Source organism: Blastococcus sp. TBT05-19, from assembly GCF_003319095.1.
Taxonomy (GTDB): domain Bacteria; phylum Actinomycetota; class Actinomycetes; order Mycobacteriales; family Geodermatophilaceae; genus Blastococcus.
Genome location: NZ_QOHI01000001.1, coordinates 232,539 through 255,832 on the forward strand (window position 1 = coordinate 232,539; position 23,294 = coordinate 255,832).

Annotated in this window: 21 protein-coding genes; 17 read left to right on the top strand and 4 right to left on the bottom strand. The window is 74.0% G+C overall.

Annotated features, from left to right (window positions below; genetic code table 11):
• Positions 1-38 precede the first annotated feature (38 nt).
• The 6 genes from recR to DQ244_RS01120 all read left to right on the top strand — a co-directional run bounded on the left by recR (position 39) and on the right by DQ244_RS01120 (position 6,814).
• Positions 39-638: a recombination mediator RecR gene (gene recR, locus DQ244_RS01095; protein ID WP_113809643.1), complete on the top strand. Its 600-nt coding sequence runs from the start codon at positions 39-41 to the stop codon at positions 636-638.
• A gap of 241 nt (positions 639-879) precedes the next feature.
• The gene (locus DQ244_RS01100) at positions 880-2,586 is read left to right on the top strand and encodes an ABC transporter substrate-binding protein (RefSeq protein WP_113809644.1); all 1,707 of its coding nucleotides are present in this window, start codon (positions 880-882) and stop codon (positions 2,584-2,586) included.
• 88 nt (positions 2,587-2,674) lie between these two features.
• Positions 2,675-3,679: an ABC transporter permease gene (locus DQ244_RS01105; RefSeq protein WP_113809645.1), complete on the top strand. Its 1,005-nt coding sequence runs from the start codon at positions 2,675-2,677 to the stop codon at positions 3,677-3,679.
• Positions 3,676-4,617 carry an ABC transporter permease gene (locus DQ244_RS01110; RefSeq protein WP_113809646.1) on the top strand — a complete coding sequence of 314 codons (942 nt, stop codon included), beginning with the start codon at positions 3,676-3,678 and terminating at the stop codon, positions 4,615-4,617. Before DQ244_RS01105 ends, DQ244_RS01110 begins: the two co-directional genes overlap by 4 nt.
• A 5-nt stretch (positions 4,618-4,622) precedes the next feature.
• On the top strand, positions 4,623-5,675 hold the full coding sequence (locus tag DQ244_RS01115; RefSeq protein WP_233491094.1) for an ABC transporter ATP-binding protein: 1,053 nt from the start codon (positions 4,623-4,625) through the stop codon (positions 5,673-5,675).
• Entirely contained in the window at positions 5,672-6,814 is a 1,143-nt protein-coding gene (locus DQ244_RS01120; protein WP_113809648.1) for an ABC transporter ATP-binding protein, read from the top strand. Before DQ244_RS01115 ends, DQ244_RS01120 begins: the two co-directional genes overlap by 4 nt.
• 105 nt (positions 6,815-6,919) lie before the next feature.
• Here DQ244_RS01120 and DQ244_RS01125 read toward each other — a convergent pair whose 3' ends face one another.
• Positions 6,920-7,294: a Rieske 2Fe-2S domain-containing protein gene (locus tag DQ244_RS01125; protein ID WP_113809649.1), complete on the bottom strand. Its 375-nt coding sequence runs from the start codon at positions 7,292-7,294 to the stop codon at positions 6,920-6,922.
• 109 nt (positions 7,295-7,403) lie between these two features.
• Here DQ244_RS01125 and DQ244_RS20110 point away from each other — a divergent pair, with 109 nt between their 5' ends.
• Positions 7,404-9,434, top strand: coding sequence for a TPM domain-containing protein (locus DQ244_RS20110; RefSeq protein ID WP_304556507.1), 2,031 nt, complete (start codon positions 7,404-7,406; stop codon positions 9,432-9,434).
• A gap of 84 nt (positions 9,435-9,518) precedes the next feature.
• Positions 9,519-10,274 (top strand): VOC family protein, encoded by a 756-nt coding sequence (locus tag DQ244_RS01135; protein ID WP_113809651.1) that lies wholly within the window; start codon positions 9,519-9,521, stop codon positions 10,272-10,274.
• A 7-nt stretch (positions 10,275-10,281) separates the two neighbouring features.
• Here DQ244_RS01135 and DQ244_RS01140 read toward each other — a convergent pair whose 3' ends face one another.
• Genes DQ244_RS01140 through DQ244_RS01150 form a run of 3 tightly spaced genes read right to left on the bottom strand, consistent with a single transcriptional unit; the run spans position 10,282 to position 12,707 of the window.
• Positions 10,282-10,704, bottom strand: coding sequence for a PPOX class F420-dependent oxidoreductase (locus DQ244_RS01140; RefSeq protein WP_113809652.1), 423 nt, complete (start codon positions 10,702-10,704; stop codon positions 10,282-10,284).
• A complete protein-coding gene (locus tag DQ244_RS01145; protein ID WP_113809653.1) occupies positions 10,704-11,672 on the bottom strand; it encodes a pirin family protein in 969 nt (322 codons plus the stop codon). The genes DQ244_RS01140 and DQ244_RS01145 overlap by 1 nt, the downstream gene beginning before the upstream one ends.
• A 39-nt stretch (positions 11,673-11,711) precedes the next feature.
• The gene (locus DQ244_RS01150; RefSeq protein ID WP_113809654.1) at positions 11,712-12,707 is read right to left on the bottom strand and encodes a pirin family protein; all 996 of its coding nucleotides are present in this window, start codon (positions 12,705-12,707) and stop codon (positions 11,712-11,714) included.
• Between the two features lie 142 nt (positions 12,708-12,849).
• Between DQ244_RS01150 and DQ244_RS01155 the strand changes: the two genes are divergently transcribed.
• From DQ244_RS01155 to mnhG, 9 genes are all read left to right on the top strand, one after another.
• Entirely contained in the window at positions 12,850-13,449 is a 600-nt protein-coding gene (locus DQ244_RS01155) for a helix-turn-helix domain-containing protein (RefSeq protein ID WP_158544441.1), read from the top strand.
• Entirely contained in the window at positions 13,446-14,732 is a 1,287-nt protein-coding gene (locus DQ244_RS01160) for an MFS transporter (protein WP_147251443.1), read from the top strand. Before DQ244_RS01155 ends, DQ244_RS01160 begins: the two co-directional genes overlap by 4 nt.
• Before the next feature lie 27 nt (positions 14,733-14,759).
• Positions 14,760-16,577: an ABC-F family ATP-binding cassette domain-containing protein gene (locus tag DQ244_RS01165; protein WP_113809657.1), complete on the top strand. Its 1,818-nt coding sequence runs from the start codon at positions 14,760-14,762 to the stop codon at positions 16,575-16,577.
• A gap of 200 nt (positions 16,578-16,777) precedes the next feature.
• A complete protein-coding gene (locus tag DQ244_RS01170; RefSeq protein WP_113809658.1) occupies positions 16,778-19,663 on the top strand; it encodes a Na+/H+ antiporter subunit A in 2,886 nt (961 codons plus the stop codon).
• Entirely contained in the window at positions 19,660-20,187 is a 528-nt protein-coding gene (locus DQ244_RS01175; protein ID WP_113809659.1) for a Na(+)/H(+) antiporter subunit C, read from the top strand. The genes DQ244_RS01170 and DQ244_RS01175 overlap by 4 nt, the downstream gene beginning before the upstream one ends.
• The gene (locus DQ244_RS01180; protein WP_199580093.1) at positions 20,184-21,920 is read left to right on the top strand and encodes a Na+/H+ antiporter subunit D; all 1,737 of its coding nucleotides are present in this window, start codon (positions 20,184-20,186) and stop codon (positions 21,918-21,920) included. Before DQ244_RS01175 ends, DQ244_RS01180 begins: the two co-directional genes overlap by 4 nt.
• Positions 21,917-22,492, top strand: coding sequence for a Na+/H+ antiporter subunit E (locus DQ244_RS01185; RefSeq protein WP_113809660.1), 576 nt, complete (start codon positions 21,917-21,919; stop codon positions 22,490-22,492). The genes DQ244_RS01180 and DQ244_RS01185 overlap by 4 nt, the downstream gene beginning before the upstream one ends.
• Positions 22,489-22,830, top strand: a complete 342-nt coding sequence (locus DQ244_RS01190; RefSeq protein ID WP_113809661.1) for a monovalent cation/H+ antiporter complex subunit F — start codon at positions 22,489-22,491, stop codon at positions 22,828-22,830. Before DQ244_RS01185 ends, DQ244_RS01190 begins: the two co-directional genes overlap by 4 nt.
• Entirely contained in the window at positions 22,827-23,294 is a 468-nt protein-coding gene (gene mnhG / locus DQ244_RS01195; protein ID WP_113809662.1) for a monovalent cation/H(+) antiporter subunit G, read from the top strand. Before DQ244_RS01190 ends, mnhG begins: the two co-directional genes overlap by 4 nt.

The following is a 23,294-nucleotide window of genomic DNA, read 5'->3' on the forward strand; positions in this document are numbered from 1 at the left end:
CGCACCGGCCCGAACCCCTACCCCTACCGAGGAGCCCCGTGTACGAGGGTGCCGTCCAGGACCTGATCGACGAGCTCGGTCGCCTGCCCGGCGTGGGCCCCAAGAGCGCCCAGCGCATCGCCTTCCACCTGCTGTCGTCCGAGTCCGCCGACGTCAGCCGGCTGGTGGCGGCGCTGACCCGCGTCCAGGAGTCGGTGCGCTTCTGCGTGACGTGCTTCAACGTCGCCGAGGCCGAGCAGTGCCGCATCTGCCGCGACCCGCGCCGGACCGAGGACGTGCTGTGCGTCGTCGAGGAGCCCAAGGACGTCGTCGCGATCGAGCGCACCCGTGAGTTCCGCGGCCGCTACCACGTGCTCGGCGGCGCGATCAGCCCGATCGACGGCGTCGGCCCCGACGACCTGCGGGTCAAGGAGCTCATGACGCGGCTGATGGACGGCTCCGTCAAGGAGATGATCATCGCCACCGACCCGAACCTCGAGGGCGAGGCGACGGCGGCGTACCTGGCCCGGCTGGTCGGTCCGATGGGGCTGGCGGTCTCCCGGCTGGCGAGCGGCCTGCCGGTGGGGGGCGACCTGGAGTACGCCGACGAGGTGACCCTGGGCCGGGCGTTCGAGGGCCGCCGCCGCATCGACGCCTGAAGGACCCCGCCGCCCGCCACTCGGAAGCGCGGCGGGCAACGAGCCCGGCGGGTCCGCACACGCCCGTGACCTGCGCGTCGTCGATCAAGGTCACGGGTTGGTGTCGATGGACGCGAGGGCCTCACCGCGAGCGACGACTGCCGCCTAGGGTCCGGGAACGTCTGTGGACTCTTTCCCGCCCGCAGCGCCCCCGTCCGGAACTCGTCCGGCTCGCGAGAGCCGGGAAGGCAGGTCTTCCGCGATGACACGTCGTCGTACCACCCGAGCGCTCGCCGCCTCCGCGGCCGCGCTCACCGCAGTCACTCTGTCGGCCTGCGCGTCCAGCGACCGGGACTCCGCTGAGGGCGGCGAGGGAGGCGGTGAGTCCGGCGGCACGCTGGTCTTCGGCGCCGCTGGTGACCCCGCCATGCTCGACCCCGCGTTCGGCAGCGACGGCGAGACGTTCCGCGTCTCCCGCCAGATCTTCGAGGGCCTCCTGGGCAACGAGCTCGGCGGCACGGACCCCGTGCCCGAGCTCGCCACCGACTGGGAGGTCAGCGAGGACGGCCTCGAGTACACCTTCTCGCTCCAGGAGGGCGTGAAGTTCCACGACGGCACCGACTTCAACGCCGACGCGGTCTGCTTCAACTTCGACCGCTGGTACAACTTCGAGGGCCTGGCCACCAGCCCGAGCGCCTCGTACTACTACCAGGCGGTCTTCGGCGGCTTCGCCAGCACGCCGGACACCCCCAGCATCTACGAGAGCTGCGAGGCGCCCGACGAGAACACCGCGGTCATCAACCTCACCCAGGTGACCTCGAAGTTCCCCTCCGCCCTCGCGCTGCCGTCCTTCTCCATCCAGAGCCCCACCGCCCTGGAGGAGTACGACGCGGACAACCTGAGCGGCAGCGAGGACTCGCTGACCTACTCCGAGTACGCGATGGAGCACCCGGTCGGCACCGGCCCCTTCAAGTTCGACAGCTGGGACCGGGGCAACGGCGAGGTCACCATCGTCCGCAACGACGACTACTGGGGCGAGAAGGCCAAGCTCGACGAGGTCATCTTCCGCACCATCTCCGACGGCAACACCCGCCGGCAGGAGCTGCAGGCCGGCTCGATCGACGGCTACGACTTCGTCGCTCCCGCCGACTACGACAGCCTCGAGGGCGAGGGTGCCCAGGTCCTGGTCCGCGACCCGTTCAACATCCTCTACCTGGGCATGAACGGCGGGAACGTCCCGGACTCGGGCGCCAACCCGGCCCTCAAGGACGTGCGGGTCCGCCAGGCGATCGCCCACGCGATCGACCGGGAGACCATCGTCAACTCGCTGCTCCCCGACGGTGCCGAGGCGGCCACGCAGTTCATGCCGCCGACGGTCGACGGCTGGGCCGACGACGTGACGACCTACGAGTACGACGTCGAGAAGGCCAAGTCGCTGCTCGCCGAGGCCGGGGCCACCGGCACGACGCTGCGGTTCTTCTACCCGACCGACGTCAGCCGGCCCTACCTGCCGGACCCGGCCGCGATGTTCCAGGTCATCAGCCAGAACCTGACCGACGCCGGCTTCACCGTCCAGCCCACGGCGCTGCCGTGGAACCCGGACTACCTGAACGCCGTCCAGGCCGGTGGCGCCGACATCCACCTGCTCGGCTGGACCGGTGACTACAACGACGCCTACAACTTCATCGGGACGTTCTTCGCCGAGGCGTCGAACAACCAGGCGTCCGCGGAGTTCGGTGCCTTCAGCGCTCCGGAGATCTTCGCCGCGCTGGCCGAGGCCGACCAGGAGCCGGACCCGGCCAACCGGACCGAGCAGTACCAGGAGGCGAACCGCCTGATCATGGACTACCTGCCGGGTGTCCCGATCTCGCACTCGCCGCCGGCCCTCGTCGTCTCCGAGCGGGTCGAGGGCCTCGAGCCCAGCCCCCTCACCGCCGAGGTCTTCTCGACGGTCTCGCTGAACGACTGATCCGGTTCCCGGCCGCGCCGGTGGTGGACAGCTGTCCACCGCCGGCGCGGCCGGCCCGCTTCCTCGCCAGGAAGGTTGACCCCCGCACGTGCTCCGCTTCATCGTCCGGCGGCTCCTGCAGCTGATCCCGATCCTGCTGGGCCTGTCGGTGCTGCTCTTCGCCTGGCTGCGCGCCCTGCCCGGCGGTCCGGCCCAGGCCGCGCTCGGCGAGCGCGCCACCCCCGAGGCCATCGCCCGCTACAACGAGCTCTTCGGCCTGGACGAGCCGATCCTCGTCCAGTACCTGCGCTTCCTCGGCCGCGCCGTCCGGCTCGACTTCGGCACCTCCGCCCGCACCGGCCGTGCCGTCACCACCGAGTTCTTCGAGCGGATGCCCGGCACGGTCGAGCTGACGGTCTTCGCGCTGATCTTCGCCGTCGGCGTGGGCATCCCGCTGGGCTACCTGGCCGCCCGCCGGCACGGCAGCTGGCTGGACTCGACGTCGGTCATCGGCTCGCTGCTGGGCGTAGCGATCCCGGTGTTCTTCCTCGCCTACCTGCTCCGGCTGCTGTTCGCCGTCGAGCTGGGCTGGCTGCCCGGGTCCGGGCGCCAGGACGTGCGCATGGACGCCACCCGCATCACGAACTTCTACGTGCTCGACGGGCTGATGACCCGGGAGTGGGACGCCGCCTGGGACGCCGTCCTGCACCTGATCCTGCCCGCGATCGCGCTCGGCACCATCCCGCTGGCGATCATCGTCCGCATCACCCGCGCGTCGGTCCTCGACGTCGTCAACGAGGACTACGTCCGGACGGCGAACGCCAAGGGGCTGGCCATGTCGACCGTGCGGCGCCGGCACATCATCCGCAACGCCCTGCTCCCGGTGTCGACGACGATCGGCCTGCAGGCCGGGCTGCTGCTGTCGGGCGCCGTCCTCACCGAGACGGTGTTCGCCTTCGGCGGCGTCGGCTCGGCGATCTACGACGCGCTCTTCGCGCGCGACTTCGCCCTGCTGCAGGGCTTCATCCTCATGCTCGCGGTGGTGTACGTGCTCGTGAACCTGCTGGTCGACATCTCCTACGGCCTCCTCGACCCGCGGGTGCGTGCCCGATGACCGCCATGGGCGACGTCCGCCGCCGGCGGATCGACGAGCTGGCCGCGCGCGCCGGTGCCGTGCCCGAGGGCGAGGGTGGGGTCTCGCTGACCCGCAGCGCCTTCCGCCGCCTCCGGCGCAACCCGGTGGCGATCATCGGCGCGGTCATCGTCGTGGTGTTCCTCGTGGTGGCGGCGTTCGCGCCGCTGCTGGCCCCGCGCGACCCGCTGGCGCAGTCGCTGCTGTCGCAGATCCGGCCGGGCTTCATCCCCGGCGCGCAGGAGGGCTTCCCGCTCGGCGTCGACAACCTCGGCCGCGACCTGCTGTCGCGGCTCATCTGGGGCTCGCGGCAGTCGCTGATGATCGGCGTGATCTCCACGGTGCTCGGCGTCGCCGTCGGCATGGCCCTCGGCGTGCTGGCGGGCGGTCTCGGCGGCTGGGTGGACACCGTCGTCATGCGCTTCGTGGACATCGTGCTGTCCATCCCGAGCCTGCTGATGGCGATCAGCATCTCGGTGCTGCTGGGCCAGAACCAGTACGCGCTGATGATCGCGATCGCGGTGACCCAGGTGCCGATCTTCGCCCGCCTGCTGCGCGGGTCGATGCTGGCCCAGCGCAACAGCGACTACGCCCTCGCCGCGACGGCGCTGGGGGTGAAGAAGGGCCGGATCGTCTTCGGGCACGTGCTGCCCAACTCGCTCTCCCCGGTGATCGTCCAGGGCACCCTGTCGCTGGCGACGGCGATCATCGAGGCCGCTGCCCTCTCGTTCCTGGGCCTGGGCGACCCCGACCTGGCCCGGCCCGAGTGGGGCGCCATGCTGGCCAACGCCCAGGCGTTCCTCTCCGTCCGGCCGGAGCTCGCCGTCTACCCGGCGCTGTGCATCATCGTCGTCGCGCTCGGCTTCACCCTGCTCGGTGAGTCGCTGCGCGAGGCCCTCGACCCGAAGTTCCGGAGGTGAGCACCGTGCAGCCCTTGAGCGCCATGCCGGCCGAGCCGGTGCTGGAGGTCGAGGAGCTCGCCGTGCGGTTCACCCGCCGCGGCGAGCAGCCCACCCGCGCCGTCGACGGCGTCAGCTTCACCGTCGCGCCGGGGGAGACCGTCGGCCTCGTCGGTGAGTCCGGCTGCGGCAAGTCGGTCACCTCGCTGGCCGTCATGGGCCTGCTGCCCCGGCGGGGCGTCGAGGTGAGCGGCTCGGTGCGCTTCCAGGGGCAGGAGCTGGTCGGCGCCCCGGACGCCACGCTGCGCCGCCTCCGCGGGGCGGACATGGCGATGGTGTTCCAGGACCCGCTCTCCTCGCTGAACCCCACCGTGCCGATCGGCACCCAGGTCACCGAGGTGCTCCTCGAGCACCGCGACCTGAGCCGCAAGGAGGCGACCGACGAGGCCACCGGGCTGCTGGACAAGGTCGGCATCCCCGACCCCCGCCGCCGGCTCAAGGAGTACCCGCACCAGCTCTCCGGCGGGATGCGCCAGCGCGCGCTCATCGCCATGGCGCTGGCGTGCTCCCCGCGGCTGCTCATCGCCGACGAGCCGACCACGGCCCTCGACGTCACCATCCAGGCGCAGATCCTCGAGCTGCTGCGCGAGCTCGTCGTCGACACCGGGACGGCGCTGGTGATGATCACCCACGACCTCGGCGTCGTCGCGGGGCTCTGCGACCGCGTGCACGTCATGTACGCCGGCAAGATCATCGAGACGGCGGACCGGCACGACCTGTTCGCCCGCCCGCGCCAGCCCTACACCGGCGGGCTGCTGGCCTCGGTGCCGCGTCTCGACGGCGGCCGCGGCGCACCGCTGACCCCGATCCGCGGCTCGGCCCGGGACACCATCCCGTGGGCCGAGGGCTGCGCCTTCGCGCCCCGCTGCGACAACGCCCAGGACGACTGCCTGACCGAGGTCGCCGGCAGCACGGTGTCGCTCGAGCCCGACGGCCCCGGCCGCGAGCTGCGCTGCCGGCACCCGATCCAGTACCCGCCGTCCCCGGCCGGCGCCACCGCTCTCGGAGCCGCCCGATGACCGCCGTCCCCGCCGCCGAGCCGCTGCTGCGCGTGCAGGGGCTCGAGGTCCACTTCCCGATCAAGCGGGGCGTCTTCTTCGACCGCACCGTCGGGCACGTGCGCGCCGTCGACGGCGTCGACCTCTCCATCGACCGCGGCACCACCTACGGGCTGGTGGGCGAGTCCGGCTGCGGCAAGTCCACGCTGGGCCGGGCGGTCCTGCGCCTGGTCGAGCCCACGGCCGGTCAGGTGGTCTTCGACGGCACCGACGTCGCCGCGCTCAAGGGCGAGCCGCTGCGGCAGATGCGCCGGCGCATGCAGATGGTCTTCCAGGACCCGCTGGGCAGCCTGGACCCGCGGCAGAACGTGGAGTCGCTGCTGTCCGAGCCGCTCAAGGCGCACGGGCTGGGCGGTGGGACGGCGGGCATCGCGGCCCGGATCCGGGAGCTGCTGGACTCCGTCGGCCTGCCGGCCGCGGCCCTGCGCCGGTACCCGCACGAGTTCTCCGGCGGTCAGCGGCAGCGCATCGGCATCGCGCGGGCGCTCACCCTGGAGCCGGACCTGCTGATCGCCGACGAGCCGGTCTCGGCGCTCGACGTCTCGGTGCAGGCGCAGGTCGTCAACCTGCTCGAGGAGCTGCAGGAGCGGCTCGGCCTCACCTACCTGGTCATCGCGCACGACCTCGCCGTCGTCCGGCACATCAGCGACGTCGTCGGCGTCATGTACCTCGGCTCGCTGGTGGAGCAGGCCCCGGCCGACGACCTCTACGAGCAGCCGCTGCACCCCTACACGCGGGCGCTGATGAGCGCGGTGCCGGTGCCCGACCCGGTGGTCGAGGCCGGCCGCGAGCGGATCCTGCTCGCCGGTGACCTGCCCTCGCCGGCGAACCCGCCCAGCGGCTGCCGCTTCCACACGCGGTGCCCGTGGCGGCAGGAGACCCGCTGCGACGACGAGGTGCCGGTGCTGCGCGAGCTGGCCCCCGGCCGGCTGGTGAGCTGCCACTGGGCCGAGGAGGTCCGCGACGGCGTGCTGCGACCCAAGTCGCCGGAGGAGGTCGCGGCCACCCAGGGCGTCTCGGTGGGCCGGACCGGGGTCGAGACGGCGCTGGAGAGCGACGCGCTCGTGCAGGGCGTGGACCAGCCCATCGAGCGCACGTAGCACCGCGATCCTCCGGATCGCACCGCGACCACGAGCCGCCCCCCGGTGGGCGGAGCGTGTCCCTCGCACCTGCGCGGACCCCTCGGGGGCCCGCTCGGTGCGACCTCAGTCGAGGACGACGTCGTCGCCCCGGCGGGTGGCCCGGCGCACGCGCAGCCGGGCCAGCGAGCCGACCAGCCGCACCAGCTGGGTGTAGAGCGGGGTCGGCCCGTGGTAGCCGAGGAAGCCCCGCGGCCCCTCCACCATCTCGCCGGTGCGGACGTCGTAGCGGCTCTGGTGCCACGGGCAGACGAGGCAGCCGTCGGCGTCCACGGTGCCCTCGGAGAGGTCGGCGAGCTGGTGCCGGCACACCCGGGACACCGCGAAGTAGCGGTCGTCGCCGTCGGGTCCGGGCCCGCGGTTGCCCACCGCCCAGTCGCCCACCCGGCGCACGGTCCCCTCGGGGAGATCGGCGGCGGGCACGGAGTCGCGGTCGGGCACAGATCCTCCTGGGTCGATGGGTCTCGCACCCCTACCCACGGCGACCGGGCCGGACCCCTCGGCCGTCGGTAGGGTCGTCGGGGTCCCACCCACCGTCGCGGAGGTCTTCGTGCGCCGCTCGTGCGTCGTCCTGGGCGTGCTCGCCCTGCTCCTCCTCACCGGCGGCCCGGCGTACGCGGTGCCGCCCTTCCGGCTCACCGACCAGGTCACCGACGAGGTGGGCGCGCTGCGCGGCCGCGAGGACGAGGTCGACGCCGCCGTCGACGAGCTGCGGCGGGCCAACGGGATCCAGCTGTTCGTGGTGTTCGTCGCGAGCTTCGACGGGGCGCAGGCCGAGGACTGGGCCAGCGCCACGGCGGAGCTCAGCCAGCTGGGCCGCAACGACGCCCTGCTGGCGGTCGCCGTCGAGGACCGGGCGTACGGCTTCTCCCGTCCGCCGGCCTCCCCGCTGTCGCAGGTCGAGCTGGAGGAGCGCGCGGCCGAGGAGGTCGAGCCCTACCTGGGCGAGGACGACTGGGCCGGCGGGGTGGGCGCGTTCGCCGAACTGCTGAGCGGAGGGGGGACCGCGGCTGGTGACCCGGGCGACGGCTCCTCCGGCGGCGGGGGCTCGGCGCTGCTGGTGCTGGGCGGCATCGCGGTCGTCGGCGGTGGTGCCTACCTGGTGAGCCGTTCGCGCCGGAACCGCCGCGGAGGTGCGCTGCCTCCCGGTGGGCGACGCGAGCGCGACCCGCACGAGGGGGTGCCGACCGACCAGCTGCAGGGACGCGCCAGCGAAGCGCTGCTGGAGCTCGACGAGGCGGTGAAGACCTCGCAGCTCGACCTCGACTTCGCCCGCGTGCAGTACGGGGAGCAGGCGGTGGCGGGCTTCGGTGCCGCGCTGGACCAGTCGAGGGCCGAGCTCGCCCGGGCCTTCACCCGCCGGCAGGAGCTGGACGACGAGATCCCGGAGGACGAGCCGACGACCCGCCGGATGCTGGCCGAGATCCTGTCGCTGACCAGCGCCGCCGATGCGCGCCTGGACGAGCAGAGCGCGGCCTTCCAGCAGCTGCGCGACCTGGAGAAGAACGCCCCGCAGGTGCTGGACGCGCTCGGGCCCCGGATCGCGGCCCTGCGCGCCCGGCTGCCGCAGGAGGACCAGCGGCTCGCCGGGCTGCGGCAGCGCTTCGCGGGCTCGGCCGTGGCGGCCGTCGTCGACAACGTGGCGCAGGCCGGGGCGCGCCTGGACGCGGCCGACCAGGAGATCCGGGAGGCCCGCGAGGCGCTCCAGGCCGGCAGGGGAGGGGACGCCGTCGGCGACCTCCGGGCCGCCGAGGACGCCGTGGCCCAGACGGAGACGCTGCTGGACGCCGTGGGCCGGCTGGCCGCCGACCTGGAGGCCGCCGCCGGCCGCGTCCCCGCCGCGCGCGCGGAGACCGAGAAGGACCTCGCCGAGGCCCGCGCCCTCGTGCGTGGAGGCGACCGGAGCGGGCTGGAGCCGCAGATCGCCCGTGCCGAGTCGGCGCTCGCGGCAGCCGACACCGCGCTGCGGCCGGCCGACGGATCGCCCGGTGACCCCCTCGCGGCGCTGCGGCAGCTGGAGGACGCCGACGAGGCGCTCGAGCAGGCGCTCGGCGCGGCGCGGGACGCGCAGACCCAGGCCCGCCGCGCGGCCGCCGCGCTGGACCAGGCGCTGCTCACCGCCCGCTCCACGGTGGCCGCGGCCACCGACTTCATCGACACCCGCCGCGGCGCGGTGGGCCCCGAGGCGCGCACCCGGCTCGCGGAGGCCAGGCGCCACCTGGAGGCCGCGGTCGACCGGAGCGCCACCGATCCGGTGCAGGCCCTGCGGTCGGCGCACCAGGCCGGCCTGCTCGCCCGGCACGCCCTCGACCTGGCGCAGGACGACGTCGGCCGCTGGAGCTCCGGCAGCGGCTACGGACCGGGGATGCCCGGCGGGTTCGGCGGCGGCTACCGCCGGGGCGGCGTCGACCTGGGCAGCCTGGTGCTCGGCGGCATCCTGCTGGGCGGCCGGTCCTCCGGCGGGTTCGGCGGTGGCTTCGGCGGCGGGTTCGGGGGCGGCGGTGGCTTCGGCGGCCGCAGCTCCGGGGGCGGCTCGTTCGGCGGCGGCGGTGGCCGCAGCTCGGGAGGCGGCCGCTTCTGATGCGGCGGTCGCGCGACGACCCCTGGGAACTGTCGGTGGCCGGTGCCACGGTGGTCCTCCCCGCACCTCGAGGAGGAGGACCCCATGCCCACTCGGAACACGGCCTGGCCGGCCGGGACGCCGTGCTGGATCGACTACGGCGCCGGTGACGTGCCGGCCGCCCAGGCCTTCTACGCCGACGTGTTCGGCTGGAGCTGGACCGATCCCGACCCCGAGTACGGCGGCTACCTCAACGCCCTGCTCGGCGGCGAGCCGGTCGCGGGCTTCGGGCCGAGCATGGAGGCCGACCCCAACGGCTGGACCACCTACTTCGCCACGGACGACGCGGCCGCCGCGGTCGCCGCGATCCGGGAGGCCGGCGGCACGGTCGTGGTCGAGCCCATGCAGATCGGGCCGCTGGGCAGCATGACGATCGCCCTCGACCCGCAGGGCAACGGCTTCGGGCTGTGGCAGTCCGGCGAGCACACCGGCGTGCGGCGGTACGGCGAGCCGGGCTCGCTCGCCTGGAACGAGGCCGCGGTGGAGGACACCGAGCGGGCCCGGGCGTTCTACACCGCGGTCTTCGGCTACCGCTGGGAGCCGATCGACGACGAGATGGACTACACCACCTTCGCCACCACCGGCGACCCGCTCGGCGGGCTCGGTGGGCTCGGGACCGGAGGGCCGAAGGGCTGGTCGGTCTGCTTCGCGGTCGCCTCGACCGACGACGCCGTCAGCCGGGTGGGACGCGGCGGGGGCACCGTGACGATGGCCCCCATGGACAGCCCCTACGGGCGGTTCGCCGTCGTCCAGGACCCCTGGGGCGCCGCGTTCTCGGTCATGGAGGTGACCGCCGGCTGACCGGCCGTCAGCCGGAGAGCTGCCCGTACGCGTGGTCGGGGCGGAAGCGGACGACCAGGCGGCGGTCGGCGACCATCGCCGCCCGGTACTCGTCCCAGTCCTCGTGCTCGCCGGACACCCCGCGGTAGTAGGCGACCAGCTCCTCGACGGTGGCGTCGTGCGGGTCCTGCGCGATCGGGGTGAGGTCTGCGGTGCCGTCCACGGCGACCCAGCTCCAGAAGTCCGGCGAGGAGACGTGCAGGGTCACCCGCGGGTCCCGCTGCAGGTTGCGGGTCTTGGCGCGGTCCGCGGTGACCGAGACGCGGATCAGGCCGTCGTCCCAGGCGTAGCCGACATTGGACAGCTGGGGCCGGCCGTCGCGCCGCAGGGTGGCCAGCACGCCCCAGCGCTGGCCGGCGACGAACCGGAGCAGGTCCGGGTCGGCGGTCATCAGCGGACCCGCCCGCGAGCCCGGAGCGGCACGGGGGGCAGCGGCGGTGCGGACAGCCGGTCGCCGTCGTACCCGACGACGACGCCGAACCTGTCGTCCTCGGCGTTCCACTGCTCGGCGTAGCTCGCGATCTCCTCGCCGGAGCGGCCCACGAAGTTCCACCACATGACCAGCCGCTCCTCGAAGGGCTCGCCGCCCAGCAGGAGCAGCCGTGCCGCCTCGGGCGCGCGCAGCCGCAGCGAGCGGCGCCCGGTGCCCAGGTAGAGCATCGCGCCGCGCTCGAGCACCACGTCCTCGACCGAGGCGGAGCCCGAGGAGGCCAGCAGGGCGTACTCGAAGTCCGGCTCGAGCGGGATCTCCACGTCGGCGCCGGCGGTCAGGTCGAGGTCGGCGCCCATCAGCGGGGTGTAGGCGCGGCCGGGCGAGGTGGTGCCGGCGAGGCCGCCCATCAGGACCGTGGCGCGCAGGCCGTCGGAGGTGAAGCCCGGCAGCGTGTCGTGGTGCTCGAAGTGCGGCGCCACCTCGCGGTCGGCGTCGGGCAGCGCGACCCAGAGCTGGGCGCCGTGCAGGAACCGGGGGTGGGTGGCGGGGGACTGCTCGGAGTGGGCGATGCCGTGGCCGGCGGTCATCAGGGCGAGCTCGCCGGGGCGCACCAGCACGTCGCTGCCCAGGGAGTCGCGGTGGTGCACCTCGCCGTCGAGCAGCCAGGAGACGGTCTGCAGGCCGGTGTGCGGGTGCGGCGCCACCTGCATGCCGGGGGCGGTGGCGATGTCGTCGGGGCCGTAGTGGTCGACGAACGCCCACGCGCCCACCATGCGCCGGCCCAGGGTCGGCAGCAGCCGGCGCACCCGCGTGGACTCGCCCAGCAGGACCTCCTTGGCCGGCAGCAGGTCCAGCGCCGGCCCGGTGGAGGTCTGCTGCAGGCCACCCAGCTCGCGGGCGGCCGGGCGGCGATCGAGGTTGCTCATGACAGCTCCTACCTCAGGGCCAATATGGCCATTTTGGCCCTATTCGGGCTGATCGGTGCCGCCCCGGACGTCGCTGTGCGGAACGTACTGGGCGGGGATGGATCCGAGGCGGCCCGCGGAGAAGTCGGCGAACGCGTCCTGGACCTCCTGCCGGGTGTTCATGACGAACGGCCCGTACATGGCGATCGGCTCGCGGATCGGCAGCCCGCCCAGGATGACGACGTCCAGCGCGGGCGTGCGCGACTCCTGGCGCACCGCTCCGTTGACCGTCACGGTGTCGCCGGGGCCGAGCACCGCCAGCTGGCCGGTGCTGACCGGTGCGCCGTCGATGCCGACCGACCCGGAGCCGGAGAGCACGTAGACCAGCGCGTTGAAGTCCGGCCGCCACGGCAGGTCGAGGGTGGCGCCGGGGGCGACGGTGGCGTGCACCATCGCCATGGGCGTGTAGGTGGAGCCCGGGCCGGTGTGGCCCGCCACGTCACCGGCGATCACCCGGAGGAAGGCACCGGCGTCCGGGCTGGCCAGCAGGACCGACGAGTCCGCCCGCAGGTCCTGGTAGCGCGGCTCGACCCACTTCTGCGCGCGGGGCAGGTTCACCCAGAGCTGCAACCCGTGGAACAGGCCGCCGCTGACGACGAGGTGCTCCGGCGGCCGCTCGATGTGCAGGACGCCGCCGCCGGCGGTCATCCACTGCGTGTCGCCGTTGCTGATCGTGCCGCCGCCACCGTGGGAGTCGGCGTGCTCGAAGACGCCGTCGATGATGTAGGTGACGGTCTCGAAGCCGCGGTGCGGGTGCCAGCTGGTGCCCTTGGGCTCGCCGGGCGCGTACTCGACCTCGCCCATCTGGTCCATGTGGATGAACGGGTCCAGGGCCCGCAGGTCGACGCCGGCGAACGCGCGGCGGACCGGGAAGCCCTCGCCCTCGAAGCCCGACGGCGCCGTCGTCACCGACCGGGTGCGACGGCGGACGGTGCGGGGAGCCGGCAGCGGGACCCGCGGCAGGGTGGTGGTGTCCTCGACGGTCACTGCAGGCATGCCGACCTCCTCGTTGAGAGTTCAACTACTGGCGACTGTAGCGCTGCTCGCCCCTCCGGTGTTCCTTCTGTACCGGACGCCCGAGCGGATGCATGCAAAGGGTCCGTTGCAAAGGAAGCTTTGCAGGCTCTACGGTGACCGCGTGCCCACCGATCCGATGCCGCCGGAACCCGCCGTCGAGGTGACCGATGTCCGCGCCCTGCGCGCGCTCGCCCACCCGCTGCGCACGCGGCTGCTGGGCCGGCTGCGGCTGCACGGCCCCGCCACGGCCAGCCGGCTGGGTCGGGACATCGGGGAGAGCAGCGGCTCGACCAGCTACCACCTGCGCCAGCTCGCGGCGTACGGCTTCGTCGAGGAGGTCGAGGGCGAGGGCACGGCGCGCGAGCGCTGGTGGCGCGCCCGGCACCGGCTGACCAGCTGGCGGCCCGGTGACCTCTTGGCCCAGGAGGGCGGCGCCGAGGTGCAGGAGGAGATCACCCGGCTGGAGATCGACCAGCACGCCCGGGTGCTCGACGCCTGGTTCGAGCAGAAAGGGCAGTTCGACCCGGAGTGGACCGACGCCGCCTCGCTCAGCGACTACCCGTTGCGGCTGACGCCCGGGCAGGCGCGCGAGCTGGCCGACGAGCTGCACGCGACCGTCGGGCGCTGGATGGCCGAGCACCCGGTCGAGGAGCCGGCCGACGGCACCGAGCAGGTCTGCGTGCTGGTCGACGTCGTCCCGCTGCGTGAGTGGCCGTCGTGAGCGCGCCGGTCACCGTCCGCGCCGCCACCCGCCGGCTGGTCGGGCTGACCGCCCTGCGCTGGCTCCCGGTGGGCCTGACGACGCCGATCATGGTGCTCCTGGCGCAGTCGCGCGGGCTGACCCTCGCCGAGATCGGTCTGCTGTTCACCGTGCACGGCGCGGTGGTGATCCTGCTCGAGCTGCCCACCGGCGGGCTCGCCGACGTCCTCGGCCGCCGCCCGGTCGTGATCGCCGGCGCCGTCCTGCACCTCGTCTCCTGCGTCGTCTACGCCACGGCCACGAGCACCGCCGGGTTCCTCGTCGGCGTCCTTCTCCTCGGCCTGGGTCGGGTGCTCGACTCCGGGCCGGTCGAGGCCTGGTACGTCGACACCGTCCACGCGCTCGACCCGGACGCCGACGTCGCGCCCGGGCTCGCGAAGCACTCCGCGGCCGACGGCGGGGGGCTCGCGCTCGGCGCCGTCGTCGGGGGGTTCCTCCCCGGCCTGCTCGGCGGGGGGAACGCCCTCGCGGTGCCCTACCTCGCCGCCGCCGTGCTGGACCTCGTGTTCATCGCCGCCGTCCTCCGGCTGCTGACCGAGGACCGGCCGCCGCGCGAGGGCAGCGCCCGCGCCGCGCTGGCCGGCGGGCTGCGCGCGCTGCCGTCGACCGTGGGCGGGGCCGTGCGGCTGTCGGTCACCGACGGCCCGATGCGGCTGGTGCTGCTGCTCACCGCCCTGGGCGGGGTCGGCCTGGTGGCGTGCGAGCTGCTCGGTCCGGTGCGGTTCAGCGAGCTGGCCGGCGACCGGGACGACGGGGCCGCGGTCTACGGCGTCGTCCTCGCCGTCTCGTTCGCCGCGGCCGCCGTCGGGGCGGTGGCCGCGCCGGCGATGCGCCGGCTGCTGCGCGGCTCCACCCGGGCCGCCTGCGCGGTGCTGTCGGTGCTGGGCGGTCTGTCCCTGGCCGTGCTGGCCGGCCCGGACCTGCTGCTGGTCGCCGCCACCGGGTTCGTCCTGCACTACGTGGCGCACGGGGCGGCGTGGCCGCTGCTCAGCGCGGTCCTGCACACGCGGGTGACCGCCGCCCACCGCGCGACCGCCGTCTCGGCGATGTCCCTGGCCATGGCGCTGGGCGGCATCATCGGCAACCTCGCCGTGCCGCCGCTGGTCGCGCACAGCGGGCTGGACGCCGGGTTCCTCGCCGTCGCGGTCGTCGTGGGGCTGGGCGCGATCGCCTGCCTGTGGCTGCCGCGGACGACCGTCCGCGAGCCCGCCGTCGTCACCGGCAGGGCGGAGGTCGGATACTGAAGCCCTCATGACGTATCCGAGCAGCCGATGAGCGCGCCCCTCAACCTGGTCAACCTCGAGCGGGTGCACAAGGCCCACGGGACGACCGTGATCCTCGACGACGTCTCCCTGGGCGTCGCCGCGGGCGAGCGGATCGGCGTCGTCGGGCGCAACGGCGGGGGCAAGAGCACGCTGCTGTCGCTGCTCACCGGTGCCGACGAGCCCGACTCCGGCCGGGTCACCCGCCGCGGCGACCTGGCGATGGGCGTCCTCGACCAGACCGGCACGCTGCCGACCGGGACGACGGTGCGCGACGTCGTCCTCCCCTCCTCGATGTTCGCCGCGGAGCACGAGTGGGCCGGTGACCCCGCCGTGCGCTCGGTGCTCACCGGGCTGGAGCTCGACCGCCTGGGCCTCGACGCCCCGGTCGCCCCGATGTCCGGTGGCGAGCGCCGCCGCGTCGCGCTGGCCGCCCAGCTCATCCGGCCGCTGGACCTGCTGATCCTCGACGAGCCGACCAACCACCTCGACGTCGAGGGCGTGGCCTGGCTCGCGGAGTACGTGAAGGCCCGCCAGGGCGGGATGGTCGTCGTCACCCACGACCGGTGGTTCCTCGACGAGGTCTGCACCACCACGTGGGAGGTCGCCGACGGAAGCGTGCACTCCTACGACGGCGGCTACTCGGCGTACACGCTGGCCCGGGCGGAGCGGGCCCGGATCGCCTCGGTCACCGAGGAGCGCCGGCTGAACCTGGTCCGCAAGGAGCTGGCCTGGCTGCGCCGGGGCCCGCCGGCGCGCACCAGCAAGCCGAAGTTCCGCATCGAGGCCGCGCAGGCGCTGATCGCCGACGAGCCCCCCGCCCGGGACTCGATGGCCCTCAAGGGCTTCGCCGCCAAGCGGCTCGGCAAGACCGTCTACGACGTCGAGGACGTCGACTACGCCGTCCCGACCGAGGACGGCCCGCGCACGCTGTTCAAGGACCTGACCTGGAACGTCGGGCCCGGCGACCGGATCGGCATCGTGGGCGTCAACGGCGCGGGCAAGACCTCGCTGCTGAAGCTGCTGGTGGGGGAGACGAAGCCGGACGCGGGCAGGATCGTCGTCGGCCAGACCGTGGCGCCGGCATACCTCTCGCAGCACGTCACCGAGCTGCCGCCGAAGGCGCGGGTGCTGGAGGCGGTGCAGGACGTCGCCCGGCTGGCCCGCATCGGCAACCAGGAGATCTCCGCCTCGACGCTCGCCGAGCGGTTCGGGTTCGCGGCCAACCGGCAGTGGACGCCGGTCGGTGACCTCTCCGGCGGCGAGCGCCGGCGGCTGCAGCTGCTGCGCCTGCTCATGGCCGAGCCGAACGTGCTGGTGCTCGACGAGCCCACCAACGACCTGGACATCGACACGCTCACCGCGCTGGAGGACCTGCTCGACGGGTTCCCCGGCACGGTGCTGGTGGTCAGCCACGACCGGTACTTCGTCGACCGGGTGTGCGACAAGGTGGTCGCGCTGCTCGGCGACGGCAGCCTGGCCGAGCTCCCGGGCGGGGTGGACGAGTACCTCCGGCGCCGGGCCGCGGGTGGCGCGCCGCTGACCTCGGCCGGCGACGGCGGCACCCGCGCAGTCGGAGCGCCGTCGACGGCGGCCCCGGCGGTCTCGGCCGCCGAGTCGCGGGCGGCCAAGAAGGAGGCGTCGAAGCTCGAGCGCCGGATGCTCAAGCTCGACGCCGACGAGAAGAAGCTGCACGACCAGCTCGCCGCGGCGGCCACCGACTACGCGAAGGCGGCCGAGCTCGACGCGCAGCTCAGGGCGCTGCAGACGGAGAAGGCCGAGGTGGAGGAGGCCTGGCTGGTGGCCTCCGAGCTCGCCGAGGGCTGACCGCCTCCCGCCGCGTCCTCCCTCACCGTTCGGGGTCCTCCCTCACCGTCGACCACGAGGGAGGACCCGGAACGATCAGGTCTCCTGATCGTCGTTCCGGCCGGTGGTGGGTGGCCGGGGGCCGGTAGTCTGGCTCTCAACCGCCGGCCGTCGACCGACGTCAGTGGTGTCCGAGAAGCCCTCTGACCTCCCGGAGACCCGTGCTCGCACTCCTGCTCCTCCACCTGCTCGCGGCCGTGCTCGCGCCGGTCCTCCTGCGCTGGTGGGGGCGGAACGCCTTCCTCGTGCTCGCCCTGGTGCCCGCGGCCGGCTTCGCGTGGGTCCTGACCCGGATCGGGCGCGTCAGCGACGGTGGCGACCTGCGCGAGACCGTGCCCTGGGTGCCGCAGCTGGACCTGGAGATCGCGCTCCGGCTCGACGCGCTGTCGCTGACGTTCGCGCTGCTGGTCACCGGCGTCGGCGCGCTGGTGCTCCTCTACTGCGCCCGCTACTTCGAGCCCGGGGACGAGGGCAGCGCCCGGTTCGCGGGCACGCTCACCGCGTTCGCCGGGTCGATGCTCGGCCTCGTCCTCGCCGACGACCTGTTCCTGCTCTACGTGTTCTGGGAGCTCACCACCGTCTTCTCCTACCTGCTCATCGGTGGCGCGGGCACCAAGCTGGCGGCCCGCCGCGCGGCCAGCCAGGCGCTGGTCCTCACCACCGCCGGCGGGCTGGCGATGCTCATCGGCCTGATCATGCTGGGCGAGACCAGCGGCAGCTACCTGCTGTCGGAGGTCGTCGCGGACCCGGGCAGCGGCCCGCTGCTGGTGGCCGGCACGGTGCTCGTGCTCGCCGGGGCCGTCACGAAGTCGGCGATGGTCCCGTTCCACTTCTGGCTGCCCGCCGCGATGGAGGCGCCGACGCCGGTCAGCGCCTACCTGCACGCCGCGGCGATGGTGAAGGCCGGCATCTACCTGGTCGCGCGGCTGGCCCCGGGGTTCGCCGACGTGCCGGGCTGGCGGCCGCTGGTGCTCGGTCTGGGCCTGGCCACGATGCTGGTCGGCGGCTACCGGGCGCTGCGGCAGAACGACCTCAAGCTGCTGCTGGCCTTCGGCACGGTGAGCCAGCTGGGCTTCCTGATGGTCCTGGTCGGCGGTGGCAGCCGGGAGCTGGCGGCCGCCGGTCTGGCGATGACGCTGGCGCACGCGCTGTTCAAGTCCACCCTCTTCCTCACCGTCGGCGTCATCGACCACTCGACCGGGGTGCGCGACCTGCGTCGGCTCTCGGGGCTGGGCCGACGGCTGCCCGCGCTGGCCGTGATCGGCACCCTGGCCGCGGCCTCGATGGCCGGCCTGCCCCCGCTGCTCGGCTTCGTGGGGAAGGAGGCCGCCTTCACGGCGCTGTGGGACGGCGGGCTGCCCGACCGACCGGCCGCCGTCGTCGTGCTGACCGGCCTGGTGCTGGGCTCGGTGCTCACCGCGGCCTACACGGCCCGCTTCGTGTGGGGTGCCTTCGCGCGCAAGCCCGATCTCCCGGAGACCGAGCCGGCCGAGCTGGTCCACCCGCCCAGCGCACTGTTCCTCGCCGCACCCGCTTCGCTCGCGCTGACCGGGCTGGTGCTCGGGCCGGCCAGCCCGCTGCTGGAGCCGCTGGTCGCCGGCTACGCCGACGAGCTCCCGCTGGTGGCGGAGAAGGCGGAGGAGCTGGCGCTGTGGCACGGCCTCCAGCCGGCGCTGCTGCTGTCCGCGGTCACCGTCGTGGGTGGTGCGCTGCTGTTCCTCGCCCGCAGCGCCGTCTTCCGCGCGCAGCGCCGGGTGGCCGTCGGGGCCTCGGCCGACGAGGGCTACTGGAACACCCTGCAGGCGGTCGACCGCGTCGCCGTCCTGGTCACCGGGACGACGCAGCGCGGCTCGCTGCCGGCCTACCTCGGCACCATCCTGGTCGTCGTCCTGGCCCTGCCCGGCTCGGTGCTGCTGTTCCGGGCGCCGTGGCCGGAGGAGTGGCGGGCCTGGGACACGCCCGTCCAGGCGCTGGTCGGGGCGGTCGTGGTCATCGCCGCCCTGCTGGCGCTGCGGATCCGGCAGCGGCTCTCGGCCGTCCTGGTCGTCGGCGTGACCGGCTACGGCCTCGCGGTGCTCTTCGCGCTGCAGGGCGCCCCGGACCTGGCGCTCACCCAGTTCCTGGTCGAGACGCTGACCCTGGTCGTCTTCGTGCTGGTGCTGCGCAAGCTCCCCAAGGACATCACCGAGCGGCACCGGCCCCGCGAGCGGCTCGGCCGCGGCGTGATCGCCGTCGGCATCGGCGCGCTGATGGCCGCGGCCGGCGCCGTGGTCATGAGCGCGCGCACCGCGACCCCGGTGTCGGTGGACTACCCGGAGGCCGCGTACGGGTTCGGCGGCGGGCAGAACATCGTCAACGTGACCCTGGTCGACATCCGCGCCTGGGACACCCTCGGCGAGATCTCGCTGCTCGTCGTCGCCGCCACCGGCGTGGCCAGCCTGGTGTTCCTCCGGCGACGCACCGGCGCCGTCGACCGGCTGGACCCGGTGGAGCTGGCCCGGCAGGAGCGCAGCTCCCGGCGGGCGCCCCGCGGCCAGTGGCTGGCCGCCACGGCGACCCTGGCGCCGGAGCGGCGCTCGGTCATCCTCGAGGTCATCACCCGGGTGCTCTTCCACCCGATCCTGGTCTTCTCCCTGTTCCTGCTGTTCAGCGGGCACAACGAGCCCGGCGGTGGCTTCGCGGGCGGGCTGGTCGCCGGGCTCGCGCTGGTGCTGCGCTACCTGGCCGGCGGCCGCTACGAGCTCGGCGAGGCCGCGCCGGTGGACCCGGGCCTGCTGCTCGGCGTGGGTCTGCTGTTCTCCGGCACGACCGGCGTCGTCGGGCTGATGCTGGGCGCCGACGTCCTGCAGACGGCGATCCTGGAGACGACGCTGCCGGTGCTCGGCGACGTCAAGCTCGTCACGTCGCTGTTCTTCGACATCGGCGTCTACCTGATCGTGGTGGGCCTGGTGCTCGACATCCTGCGCAGCCTCGGGGCGGAGCTCGACCGCCAGGTCGACGAGCACGACCCCATCGACGTCGTGCCCGGAGAGGTGATCCTGCGATGACCCCCACCGTCGTCCTGCCCGTCACGATCGGCGTCCTGTACGCGGCCGGCGTCTACCTGCTGCTCGACCGCAGCCTGACCCGCGTCCTCCTGGGCTTCCTGCTGCTGGGCAACGCCACCAACCTGCTGCTGCTCTCGACCGGCGGGCCGTCGGGCCTCGCGCCGATCCTCGGGTACGCCGAGCCCGAGGAGATGAGCGATCCGCTGCCGCAGGCCCTGATCCTGACCGCGATCGTGATCACCTTCGGCATCGCGGCGTTCGTGCTGGCGATCATCTACCGGTCCTGGCGCCTGGTGCGCCAGGAGGCGATCGAGGTCGACGAGGAGGACCGCCGGGTGGCCCGCCGGTCGGGCACCGACGCCGACGAGATCGACCCCGACGACCTCGCGCCCGAGGACCGGCCGGCCATGCACGCCGACACCTTCGCGGCGGACAACGAGGTGGAGGCGACGCTGGCCCGGCACTACGCCGGCATCGCCTCCGACGACGTCGACCTCCCGCCGACCGATCGGCACCTGCGGTGATCCGCGTCCTCACCCCGCTGCCGGTCCTGCTGCCGCTGCTGGGGGCCGCGGCCGCCCTGCTGGTCGGCGGCCGGCACCCGCGGATGCAGCGGACGCTGAGCGTCGCGGTGCTCACCGCCGTGCTCGCCGTCTCCGTCGCCCTGCTGCTGCTCGCCGACGCGGAAGGAGCCGCGGCGCTCTCGGTCGGCGGGTGGCCGGTGCCGCTGGGCGTCGTGCTCGTCGTCGACCGGCTCTCGGCCCTCATGCTCGTGGTCGCCGCGACCGTCGCCCTCGGGGTCCTCGTCTTCGCGGTCGGCCAGGGCGCGGCCGACGGCGACGAGGAGACGCCGATCTCGATCTTCCACCCGACGTTCCTGGTGCTGATCGCGGGCGTGGACAACGCCTTCCTGGCCGGTGACCTGTTCAACCTCTACGTCGGCTTCGAGATCCTGCTGACCGCCAGCTACGTGCTGCTGACCCTCGGCGGCTCGGCCGCGCGCATCCGGGCCGGCATCACCTACATCATCGTGAGCCTGCTGAGCTCGGTGCTGTTCCTGGCCGCGATCGCGCTGGTCTACGCGGCGACGGGCACGGTGAACATGGCCCAGCTCGCCGGGCGCCTGGCCGAGCTGCCCGAGGGCACCCAGCTGCTGCTGCAGTCGATGCTGCTGATCGCCTTCTGCATCAAGGCGGCGGTGTTCCCGCTGTCGGCCTGGCTGCCCGACAGCTACCCGACCGCGCCCGCACCGGTCACCGCGGTGTTCGCCGGGCTGCTGACCAAGGTCGGCGTCTACGCGGTCATCCGCACCCAGACGCTGCTGTTCCCCGGCGGCGCGCTGGACGAGGTGCTGATGTGGGCCGCCCTCGCCACGATGGTCGTCGGCATCCTCGGCGCGGTGGCGCAGACCGACATCCGCCGGATCCTGTCCTTCACGCTGGTCAGCCACATCGGCTACATGGTGTTCGGGATCTCGCTGGCGTCCACGGCGGGGCTGGCCGGCGCGATCTTCTACGTCGTCCACCACATCGCCATCCAGACGACGCTGTTCCTCGTCGCGGGGCTGATCGAGCGCCAGGGCGGCTCGACGGGCGTGGACCGGCTCGGCGGGCTGGCGACGGCGTCCCCGCTGCTGGCGATCCTGTACTTCGTCCCGGCGATGAACCTGGCCGGCATCCCGCCGTTCTCCGGATTCATCGGGAAGCTGGGGCTGCTCGAGGCGGGGATCGCCGACGGCGGGTGGCTGCCGATCGTCCTGGTCGCCGGCGGGGCCGTGACCAGCCTGCTGACCCTGCTGGCCATCTCGCGCGTGTGGAGCCGCGCCTTCTGGCGGCTCCCGGCGCAGTCGCCGGCGGCGGACACCTTCGACGCCGCGGCCGCCGACGCCGGCCCGGACCTCTCGCCGGACCCGCTGCCCGGCCCCGAGGAGGAGCAGGAGCCGGCGGGGGAGAAGCTGCCGGCCGCCTCCGCGCGCGCCGACCGGGCCGAGGCGCGGCGGGCCGCGTGGGAGCGGCACACGGCGGTGGCCACCGCGAGCGCGCCGGCCACGGACGGCCCTGGCGACGACGAGGGTCGGGAGCGGCCGCTGCGGCCGCTCCCGCAGGTGATGGTCGCCTCCACCGCGGCGATGGTCACGGTCACCGTCGCGCTCACCGCGCTGGCCGGTCCGCTCTACGGGATCGCCGACCGGGCGGCCGCGGACCTCCTCGACCGCACCCCCTACATCTCCTCGGTGTTCGGCGGGGACATGCCGTGACCACTGACACCACCGACACCGCCGGCCCGGTCGCGCACCGGTTCCGCCACCAGCTGCCCCTGCTCATCTGGCTGGTGCTGGTCTGGAACCTGCTGTGGGGCACCTGGTCCTGGGCGAACCTGCTCAGCGGGCTCGCGGTCGCCCTCGCGGTGACCGTCCTGCTGCCCCTGCCGCCGGTGACCGGCGGCTCCCGGCTGCGCCCGCTGCCGACGCTGTCGTTCCTGGGCTGGTTCGTCGTCGACCTGATCAGCTCCGGAGCCCTCGTGGCCTGGCAGACGATCCGGCCCAGCGGCATCGACCGGAGCGCGATCATCACCGTCCAGCTGCGGACCGACTCCGACCTGCTCCTCACCATCGTGGCCGAGTCGCTGTCCCTGGTGCCCGGCTCGATGGTCATCGACATGGACCGCGAGCGGCGCACGCTCGCGCTGCACGTCCTGCACGTGCGCGACGACGCCGACGTCGAGCGGCAACGGCAATCGGTGCTGACCCAGGAGCGCCGGGTGGTGCGCGCGTTCGGCTCCCCGGCGGAGGTCGCGGCGCTGGGTACTGCAGGGAGGAGCGCGGCGTGACGGTCGTGTACTGGGCCGCCTACGGGATGCTCGGCGTCGGAGCGCTGCTGGCGCTCGTCCGCCTGGGCCTGGGCCCCTCGCTGCTGGACCGCGTGGTCGCCACCGACACCCTGCTGGTCATCATCGCCGCGGGTCTGGCCGTGCACGCCGGGCTGGAGCGCGACCCCACCGTCGTGCCCGTTCTCGTCGTCGTCTCGCTGCTGGCCTTCGTCGGCTCGGTGTCGGTGGCCCGGTACATCGGCGGCATGCTGCTCAGCTCCGCCGACGACGGGCAGGACGTCGGCCTCCCGGAAGCCGCCGAGGAACGGGCCGCCCGGGCGGGGGAGGAGGCGCGGTGAGCGCCCTGGAGGTGGCGCGCGACGCGCTGGCGGTCGTCCTGCTGCTCTCGGGCGCTCTCCTGTGCCTGACCGCGGGGCTGGGGCTGCTGCGCTTCCCCGACGTCCTCACCCGGATGCACGCGGGCACGAAGCCGCAGGTGCTCGGCGTGCTGCTGATCATGGTGGGCGCGGCCATCCGGCTCCAGGGCTGGTCGGCGACCTGGATGCTGCTGCTGGTCGCGGTGTTCCAGATGCTCACCGCACCGGTCAGCGCGCACATGGTGAGCCGGGTGGCCTACCGCCGCCGGCACGTGCGGCGGGACCGCCTGCTGGTCGACGAGCTGCACACCGGCGCGGGCGTGGGCGACCGGGTCTACCGGGGTGACGAGCCCGCGGACGCGCCGCCGGAAGAGCCCGGTGCCGCGCTGCGGGAGAGCCGGCGGGAGGGCCGGCGGGAGGGCCGGCGCGAGGACGGGGCGGGTTGA

Bases quoted from the DNA above. Each gene is read 5' to 3' on its own strand.
- DQ244_RS01100 (WP_113809644.1), top strand. From the start codon at position 880: ATGACACGTCGTCGTACCACCCGAGCGCTCGCCGCCTCCGCGGCCGCG.
- DQ244_RS01110 (WP_113809646.1), top strand. From the start codon at position 3,676: ATGACCGCCATGGGCGACGTCCGCCGCCGGCGGATCGACGAGCTGGCC.
- DQ244_RS01120 (WP_113809648.1), top strand. From the start codon at position 5,672: ATGACCGCCGTCCCCGCCGCCGAGCCGCTGCTGCGCGTGCAGGGGCTC.
- DQ244_RS01135 (WP_113809651.1), top strand. From the start codon at position 9,519: ATGCCCACTCGGAACACGGCCTGGCCGGCCGGGACGCCGTGCTGGATC.
- DQ244_RS01140 (WP_113809652.1), bottom strand. From the start codon at position 10,704: ATGACCGCCGACCCGGACCTGCTCCGGTTCGTCGCCGGCCAGCGCTGG.
- DQ244_RS01145 (WP_113809653.1), bottom strand. From the start codon at position 11,672: ATGAGCAACCTCGATCGCCGCCCGGCCGCCCGCGAGCTGGGTGGCCTG.
- DQ244_RS01150 (WP_113809654.1), bottom strand. From the start codon at position 12,707: ATGCCTGCAGTGACCGTCGAGGACACCACCACCCTGCCGCGGGTCCCG.
- DQ244_RS01165 (WP_113809657.1), top strand. From the start codon at position 14,760: ATGAGCGCGCCCCTCAACCTGGTCAACCTCGAGCGGGTGCACAAGGCC.
- DQ244_RS01175 (WP_113809659.1), top strand. From the start codon at position 19,660: ATGACCCCCACCGTCGTCCTGCCCGTCACGATCGGCGTCCTGTACGCG.